General features: G+C 73.1%; 1 protein-coding gene. It reads left to right on the forward strand.

From position 1 onward, the window contains the following. On the forward strand, positions 1–3639 hold a 3639-nt coding region (locus tag AC07CM_RS50540), incomplete at both ends, for an SDR family NAD(P)-dependent oxidoreductase (protein WP_478883305.1).

Raw genomic sequence — 3639 nt, forward strand, 5'->3', positions numbered from 1 at the left:
GCGGCTGAGTTGGGTTGGAAGCACAAGCGGTTGTCGGTGTCGCATGCGTTCCATTCGCCGTTGATGGATCCGATGCTGGAGGAGTTCGCGGCTGCTCTTGAGGGGATCGAGTTCCGTGAGCCGGTGGTCCGGTTGATGTCGGGTGATCCGACGAGTCCGGAGTACTGGGTCCGGCATGTGCGTGAGGCTGTGCGGTTCGCCGATGCGGTGCAGGCGATGGTCGATGATGGTGTGGGTACGTTCCTGGAGCTGGGGCCGGACGGGACGCTGTCGGCGATGATCCAGGAGACCGCGGCCGTCACCACGGTTCCCGCACTGCGCCGGGACCGGGATGAGGAGGAGTCGGTCGTCACCGCGCTCGGCGCCTTGCACTCGGTCGGAGTGCCGGTCGAGTGGGCAGCGCTCTTCGGGCCTCTGCACGCCACCCGCGTGGACCTGCCCACCTACGCCTTCCAGCACCACCACTACTGGCCCGAGCCGGCCGATGACGAGCCGGGCGCGACCGACCCGGTGGATGCCGAGTTCTGGGACGCCATCGAGAGCGAGGACCTCGACAGCCTCGCCGCCGGCCTCGGTCTCACCGGCGAGGAGCTGTCCGGAGTGGTGCCGGCGCTCGCCGCATGGCGCCGCCGCCGACGGACCGAACGCGACCTCGATGCCGTGCGCCACCGAGAAACGTGGGCACCGCTGACCGGAGCCGTCACCGGCGCCCCGCGCGGCACCTGGCTCGTGATCGTGCCGGAGGGAGCCGACGAGACCTGGGTGAGCCGCGTGGCCGGCGCGGCCGGTCCGGGCGCGATCCGTGTGCACGTACCGGCGACCGCCGACGCCGACGCTCTCGCCGCGCGGCTGTCCATCGCGGAGGGCGCGGGCTTCGCGGGCGTGCTGTCCTTACTGGCCGAGGACCCGGCCGGACCGGTTGCCACGGCCACGCTGCTCCGCGCCCTCTCCGGGCTCGGCATCACCGCGCCCCTGTGGGCGGTCACGCGCGGCGCCGTCGCCGCCGTCGAGGGCGACACCGTCGAGCACCCCGAACGCGCCGGCGTCTGGGGGCTGGGCCGGGTCGCCGCGCTCGAGCACCCGGACGGCTGGGGCGGTGTGATCGACCTGCCCGCCGAGCCTGACGACGCCGCACTCACGCGTTGCGCCGCCCTGCTCGCGCATCCCGGCGGCGAGGAAGAAGTCGCCATCCGCAACGGGGGCATCGCGCTCGGCCGACGGTTGACACCCGCGCCCACTGGGGACGCGCAGGAGTGGACACCGACCGGCACGGTGCTCATCACCGGCGGTACCGGTGCGCTCGGCGCGCGCGTGGCCCGCTGGCTCGCGGACCGAGGTGTCGCACGTCTCGTGCTGGTGAGCCGCCGGGGTGGCACGGCCCCGGGCGCCACCGAGCTGCACGACGAATTGACCGCTTCCGGCGTCGAGGTGGACCTGGTCGCGGCGGACACGGCGGACCGGGACGCCATGGCGGCCGTCCTCGCGACGATTCCCGCCGACCAGCCTCTGACCGGCGTCGTCCACGCGGCCGGCGTCCTCGCGGACGGCGTGCTGACCAGGCTGAGCGAAGAGCAGTTCGAGACGGTGTTCCGGGCGAAGGCCGCCTCGGCGCTGGTGCTGGACGAACTGACCCGCGGTCACGACCTCTCGGTGTTCGCCCTCTTCTCCTCGGCCGCCGGTTCCGTCGGCAACCCCGGCCAGGCGAACTACGCCGCGGCCAACGCGGTCCTCGACTCCGTCGCCCAGCGCCGCCGCGCGCTGGGGCTGCCCGGCACCTCGCTGGCGTGGGGCGCGTGGGCCGGGGACGGCATGGGCGGCAGTGCGACGGGCGTCGGCGCCGCCCCGCTCGACCCGCGACTGGCCCTCACGGTGCTCGGACAGGCCGTCACGGCGCCGGACCCCACGCTCACCGTGCTCGACATGCGCCACCCCGACGTGGTGGCCACCCTGCTCACACCACGGCCGCACCGCCCTCTGCTGTCGGCACTGCCGGAGGCGCGCCGCTTCGCCGAGTCCTCCGCCGCTCCGGCGTCCGGACTCGCCGCAGAGCTGCGGGCTCTCGACCAGGACCAGCGCCTGGCACGGGTCGCCGGCGTGGTGCGGGGCGCCGTGGCGGCGGTCCTGCACAGGATGCCCGGCGACATCACGCCGGACCGCGAGTTCGGCAAGCTGGGCTTCGACTCTCTGGCCTCCGTCGAGCTGCGCAACCGGCTTGTCGCGGCGACCGGGCTCAGCCTGCCCGCGTCCCTGCTCTACGACCACCCGACCCCGGCCCGGGTGACCGAGCTCCTGCTCGCCCAGCTGCTCGACAGCCCGAGAACCACCGTCACGGCACCGGTCGCCGCCGTCACCGACGAGCCGATCGCCATCGTCGGCATGGCGTGCCGTTTCCCGAACGGCATCGACTCGCCGGAAGCCCTCTGGGCGCTGCTGGCCGAGGGCAGCGACGCGACCGGGCCGTTTCCCACGGACCGTGGCTGGGACCTGGACGGTCTCGCAGGCGACCGACCGGACCGCAGCGCCACGCAACGGGGTGGCTTCCTGCACGACATCGCCGGCTTCGACGCGGAGTTCTTCGAGGTCTCCCCGCGGGAGGCGGTGGCGATGGACCCGCAGCAACGACTCCTGCTGGAGACATCGTGGGAGGCACTGGAACGCGCGGGGATCGACCCCCTGTCGCTGCGCGGCAGCTCCTCGGGCGTGTTCGTCGGCACGAACGGCCAGGACTACGGCGACGTGCTCGTCGGCACCGAGGCCGGCCGCCAGGGACACACCGGCACGGGCCTCGCCGCCAGCGTGCTGTCCGGCCGCCTCTCGTACACGCTCGGTCTGGAAGGACCGGCGGTCACCGTGGACACGGCGTGCTCGTCGTCGCTGGTGGCGCTGCACTGGGCGACGCAGGCACTGCGCGGTGGTGAATGCTCGCTGGCGCTGGTCGGCGGTGTGACGCTGATGACGACGCCGTGGCTGTTCGTGGAGTTCTCCCGGCAGGGCGGGCTGGCGCCGGACGGCCGGTGCAAGGCGTTCGCCGAGGACGCCGACGGCACGGGGTGGTCCGAGGGCATCGGCATGATCGTGGTCGAGCGGCTGTCCGACGCCGTCCGCAACGGGCACGAAGTCCTCGCCGTGGTGCGGGGTTCGGCGGTGAACCAGGACGGCGCGTCGAACGGCCTGACGGCGCCGAACGGGCCTTCGCAACAGCGGGTGATCCGGCAGGCGCTGGCCAGTGCCGGTCTCGAGCCGTCCGGAGTGGACGCCGTGGAGGCGCACGGCACGGGCACGTCGCTGGGTGATCCGATCGAGGCACAGGCGCTGCTGGCGACCTATGGGCAGGACCGTGAGACGCCGTTGCTGTTGGGTTCGGTGAAGTCGAACATCGGGCACACACAGGCCGCCGCCGGTGTCGCGGGCATCATCAAGATGGTCCTCGCGCTGCGCAGCGGCGAGCTGCCGAAGACGCTGCACGTCGGCGAAGTGTCGTCCCGGGTGGACTGGGACTCGGGTGCGGTGTCGGTACTGACCGAGGCGAGGGCGTGGCCGGTGCTGGAGCGGCCGCGGCGGGCGGCTGTGTCGTCGTTCGGGATCTCCGGGACGAACGCGCACACGATCCTGGAGCAGGCTCCGGCCAGTGAGGTCGTT

This window comes from Streptomyces sp. NPDC044061 (genome assembly GCF_056434305.1).